General features: G+C 58.4%; 4 protein-coding genes. 1 reads left to right on the top strand and 3 read right to left on the bottom strand.

The features are described from left to right. Window positions 1-341 precede the first annotated feature (341 nt). Complete coding sequence (locus ERD80_RS19745) at window positions 342-1,304, bottom strand: chemotaxis protein (RefSeq protein WP_021507259.1); 963 nt, start codon at window positions 1,302-1,304, stop codon at window positions 342-344. A 141-nt stretch (window positions 1,305-1,445) separates the two neighbouring features. Beyond that, entirely contained in the window at window positions 1,446-2,825 is a 1,380-nt protein-coding gene (dbpA, locus tag ERD80_RS19750; protein ID WP_136548229.1) for an ATP-dependent RNA helicase DbpA, read from the bottom strand. Window positions 2,826-3,216: 391 nt separating this feature from the next. Between dbpA and ERD80_RS19755 the strand changes: the two genes are divergently transcribed. Next, window positions 3,217-3,414 (top strand): hypothetical protein, encoded by a 198-nt coding sequence (locus ERD80_RS19755; protein WP_010618157.1) that lies wholly within the window; start codon window positions 3,217-3,219, stop codon window positions 3,412-3,414. Between the two features lie 109 nt (window positions 3,415-3,523). Here the strand turns inward: ERD80_RS19755 and ERD80_RS19760 are convergent, their stop codons facing one another. Further along, window positions 3,524-4,885: an amidohydrolase family protein gene (locus ERD80_RS19760; RefSeq protein WP_136548231.1), complete on the bottom strand. Its 1,362-nt coding sequence runs from the start codon at window positions 4,883-4,885 to the stop codon at window positions 3,524-3,526. Window positions 4,886-4,944: the final 59 nt, after the last annotated feature.

Here is a 4,944-nt window from a genome sequence, read left to right on the forward strand (position 1 = left end):
GCGGTTATCAGCGGCATCCTATGAAAGGGATATCTGCGTGACACGTCGCGCCATCATGATTCATTGCGGATGCGATATCTGCATTACCCCGTCGCACAAACCGTAGCGGCGCGATTCATCGCGCATTTCATTTCCCGCACCGTGGCGGAACGCGCAATAAATTGCACCCCTGCAAAAAACACGCAGAGGCCCTGTAGGGTCACCATTCATGGTGACCTCAGACGATTAATAGATCAGTAAGACAGGATAAATACGTCGTTACGGTAACGCTGCTGAAGGCAGGCGAGCGGGCACAAAAAAGGCGCGAACATCGCGCCTGAGGGGATAATCGGGGTAAGCGCTTAGCGCTTCTTCTCCAGCACGCGATAAATCACGCTGGAAAGCTCGTTGATTTCAAACTTAGCGACGTAACCGTCAGCGCCCACTTTGCGCACGTGATCTTCGTTGGCGCTACCTGACAGCGAAGAGTGAATCACCACCGGAATCTGCCGCAGCGCGTCGTCGCGCTTGATGTTGCGCGTCAGGGTAAAGCCGTCCATCTCCGGCATTTCGAGGTCGGTCAGCACCAGCGCGATTTTGTCGTGAATCGACTCGCCGTTAGCCTGTGCTTCTTTCTGCATCTCGCTGATTTTAATCCACGCTTCAAGCCCGGTATTGTGCATGATGGCCGGAATGCCCATGCTTTTCAGCCCCTGTTCCAGCAGCTGACGCGCCACTTTGGAGTCTTCAGCAACAATCGCTACCTGGCCGGGTTTAAGGTTGAAATTCTTCGCCGTCTCTTCGCTCGGCTCAACACCACGCACCGACGGAATGATGTCATACAGAATCTGCTCGACGTCGAGCACCAGTGCCAGATTGTTGCTCTGACCGTCGGTGTCCAGACAGGCGATGCTGGTGATGTTACGGCTGCCGATGCCCGCTTCCGCCGTGTGCACCTGATTCCAGTCGAGACGCACAATGTTCTCCACCGATTCCACGGCAAATGCCTGGGTGCTGCGCGCGTATTCGGTCACCAGCAGCAGGTTGAGGCCGGTTTCCGGTTTACAACCGGTTACTGCCGGCAGGTCGATTACCGGAATAAACTGGCCGCGAATGCTGGCCATGCCGAGCAGCGGTGAATTCATGCCGGCGGCGCGGGTAATGGTCGGCATCGGCACAATTTCACGCAGTTTAAATACGTTGATGCCGTACAGCTCAGACTTGCCTTTCAGCCGATCGGAACCCAGCCGGAACAGCAGCAGTTCGAACTTGTTAGAAAGCGCAAGGTTGGCGCGTTCATCGATCTCTTTCTGAAAATTATCCATTGTGGCCTCGGGGCAGAATCTGGGCGGAGTAAAGGGCAGGGCAATAGCGCCATGATTAACTTATCGGCAGCGGAGAAAAAAAATGAAGGGAAGGGCGATGAAAATTTAGCGTAAGGGCGATCGCCCTCACGCTCACGACAGTTACTTCAGCAGAATCGCGCGCACACTTTTGCCTTTGATCTTGCCCTCTTTCAGCTTGATCAGCGCTTTCTTCGCCTGTGTGGCGTCGATGGCGACATACGCATGGGTCGGGGTGAGATCGATTTTACCGATCTGATCGCCGCTGAAACCGGCTTCACCGGTCAGGGCGCCCAGAATATCGCCGGGACGCATCTTGGCTTTACGCCCACCGTCAATGCACAGCGTCATCATCGCCGCCGGCAGCGGCTGTGCGCCTTTGCCTTTCAGCGTGCTGGCCGGCTGCCAGTTGAGCTTCTGCTGCAGGTAATCTTCCAGCGCATGAGCGCGCACCATTTCGTCGGCCGCCACAAAGCTGACCGCCAGCCCCTGTTCGCCGGCGCGGCCGGTACGGCCAATGCGGTGAATGTGCACTTCCGGATCCCACGCCAGCTGGAAGTTAACCACCAGCGCCAGCGATTTAATGTCGAGGCCGCGTGCGGCGACGTCGGTGGCGATCAGCACGCGGATGCTGCCGTTGGCAAAGCGAATCAGCACGCGTTCGCGATCGCGCTGTTCCAGATCGCCGTGCAGCGCCAGCGCGCTGATCTGGCGATCGTTGAGCGCGGCCGCAATCTCATCGCATTCCCGTTTGGTGTTGCAGAATACCACGCAGGAAGCCGGTTGCTGCTGGCTGAGCAGAGCGCTGAGCAGGTTGATACGCTCGCTGGCGCTGGTTTCAATAAACTGCTGCTCAATCGCCGGCAGTTCCGACTGCGCTTCGGTCGCTACCGCCAGCGCATCGCGCTGAAAGCGCTGACTCAGGCTGGCAATGGTATCGGGCCAGGTGGCGGAGAACAGTAGCGTCTGACGCGAATCCGGCGTAAAGCCAATGATAGCTTCCATATCGTCGCGGAAACCCATCTCCAGCATGCGATCGGCTTCGTCCAGCACCAGGCTCTGCAACTGACTTAAATCGAGATTGTCACGCTTGAGATGATCGAGGATGCGCCCCGGCGTGCCGACCACAATATGCGGCGCGTGCACCAGCGAGTCGCGCTGCGCACTCATTGGCTGGCCGCCGCACAGCGTCAGGATCTTGATGTTGCGGGTGAAGCGCGCCAGCTGACGCAGCACGTTGCTGACCTGGTCGGCCAGTTCACGCGTCGGGCACAGCACCAGCGCCTGGGTATGAAAACGCCCGCTGTCGATGCGGTTCAGCACGCCGATACCGAAGGCGGCGGTTTTGCCGCTGCCGGTTTGCGCCTGCGCCCGCACATCGCGTCCGCTAAGGATGGCCGGCAGGGAAGCGGCCTGAATCGGCGTCATGGCGTCGAAGCCCATCTCGCGCAGGTTGTCGAGCTGGCTGGCAGGCAGTTGCGTCAGGGTAGAAAAAGCAGTCACAGGAGCATCTCAGGTAGTAGCAGGAATAGCGGCGGCCAGTCTGGCAGAAAGGCGGCCTATCGGCAACGGCAATTGCGATAATAATCACGTTGTGAAATTAGTCAGTCGTTGCGCTTTGTCAGGTCAATGATGAGGTGCAACTATCGCAAAGTTTTAATGAATGTTCCGAATTTCACACCAGGCAGCACGAACGGTAAAAACGCTTTTTCGAGGGAAAAAATGATATTAGCGGCAGGTAAGCGGCAATATCGCCGCATGTTACGGCTATTTTCAGTAAGATTTCGCTTATATGTTACCTGTTACGCGGTAAATCTGAGTAAAAATCCTAACCGCTTTGCTTTATATTTAGCGCGCCATTTGGCAATTAATAATTACTTCAGAGGTCACCTCATTGAGTCACTATGTCCAGGGACAAAACGAAGACGTTCTGAAAATCGTCGGCCGCGCCGTGCTAACGCTGCATCTGCATGGAGAGACGTTATCCTCCGATAAAGTCAGCTCCATGATTGCCTGTTATGCGGAAGAAGAGCCTGTTAATGACGATGAGCACCAGCGCCTGTATGCGCTGGCGATTCAGATGTTGTCTTAAATCCAGCATTATCATCGGGCTTGCCGCGCCGGTGTCACCTTCCAAAGCCTCCTGCGGGAGGCTTTTTTCTGGCCGGGTCTGGCGTGCTGGTGCTGGCTGCGATGCGCCTTCAGGCGCTGAATACCGGCGTGCCGCGCTGGAACGTAGCGCGCACCGGCGCAATGCGCGCCACGGCTTCCGCCGAGCAGCTGGCGTCGACCAGCATCATACTGGCTTCATCCTGCAGCTGCGGCCACTGGCGCTCCCCGCTATTGGCGAGCGGCAGAATGCCGCCGGTGGCGATATGCAGCGCGCGGCTCAGGCCAAACTCATCCGATCCGCGATACAGCTGGGCATACAGATTGGCTTTCTCCAGCATGCTGCCGGTACCGAACGGCGACCAGTGATCGATCACGCTGTCGGTGCCGGTCATCACCGTCACGCCCGCTGCCTGCAACTGCGGCAATGGCATCGTCAGCTTGCCAATCGGAATCGTTGACGCCACGCTCATCTGCTGTTCGGCCATGCCGGCGATAATCTCATCCAGCGCCTTACCTTCCAGCGTGGCGAGCGCGAAACCGTGGCTCAGCGTCACTTTGCCTTTCAGCTGCGGATTACGGGCGATGGTGGCGATCATGTACTGAATGGCTGCCACGCCGGCGGCGCTGGTCTCATGCAGATGAATGTCCACGCCGCGATCGTAATCGAGCGCGATGCGGAACATCGCATCAAGCGAAGCCTGCATGGCACCATCCACGTTGGTGGGATCCAGCCCACCGACATACTGCACGCCGAGCTGCATCGCCTCACGCATCAGGCCGTCGACCTGCGAATGCAGCAAACCATGCTGCGGAAAGGCGACGATCTCACAGCGAAACGCCGGATGGTTGGCCAGCGCCAGTTGCAGATGTTCGAGACTTTTCAGGCCACTGACTGGATCGATGTTGCAGTGGCTGCGCGCTTCGGTGCTGCCTTTACTTTGCAGCAGGCCAATCAGCGCTTCGGCGCGCGCCTGCGAGGTTGGCAGCAGTTGGGGAATCAGCACCTGCTCGCGCGCAATCATATCCATGATGGTCTTGCCCTGCCGCGGGCGCGGTGCCTGCCATGGTCCGCCGTAGAAGGTTTTATCCAGATGGATGTGCATGTCCCGCGTGCGCGGTAACAGCAGCGCACCGCCGGCATCCCACTGCGGCAGGGCAGGCTGGCGCGCCTGGCCGGCGGCGCTAATGGCGCTGAACTTGCCTTCTTTAATGGTGATGTCGTACAGCGCAGTGCGGGTGGCGACTATCTCCGCGCCGTCGCGCTCAAATCCCTCTTCGAGGCGCATATTCAGCAGTTGATAGTGCGCCACGGCAGGCGGCGGGGTGGGCGAGACCGGTGGTGTGTCGGGACGGGCGGCGCTGCTCATGCCAGCCATCATCAGGCTGCCTGCGGCAGTAAGGCGCACGCCGTGGCTGAGGAAATCACGTCGGCTGGAAGCGGTCAGAGGCATCGAAAACTCCAGGCAAAAGGAAAAAACCTAATCTGGCAAAACCGACGCCGCCGCGCTGC

Origin of the sequence: Pantoea sp. R102 (assembly GCF_004916815.1) — a bacterium.
In the GTDB taxonomy this organism is placed as follows: domain Bacteria; phylum Pseudomonadota; class Gammaproteobacteria; order Enterobacterales; family Enterobacteriaceae; genus Pantoea; species Pantoea dispersa.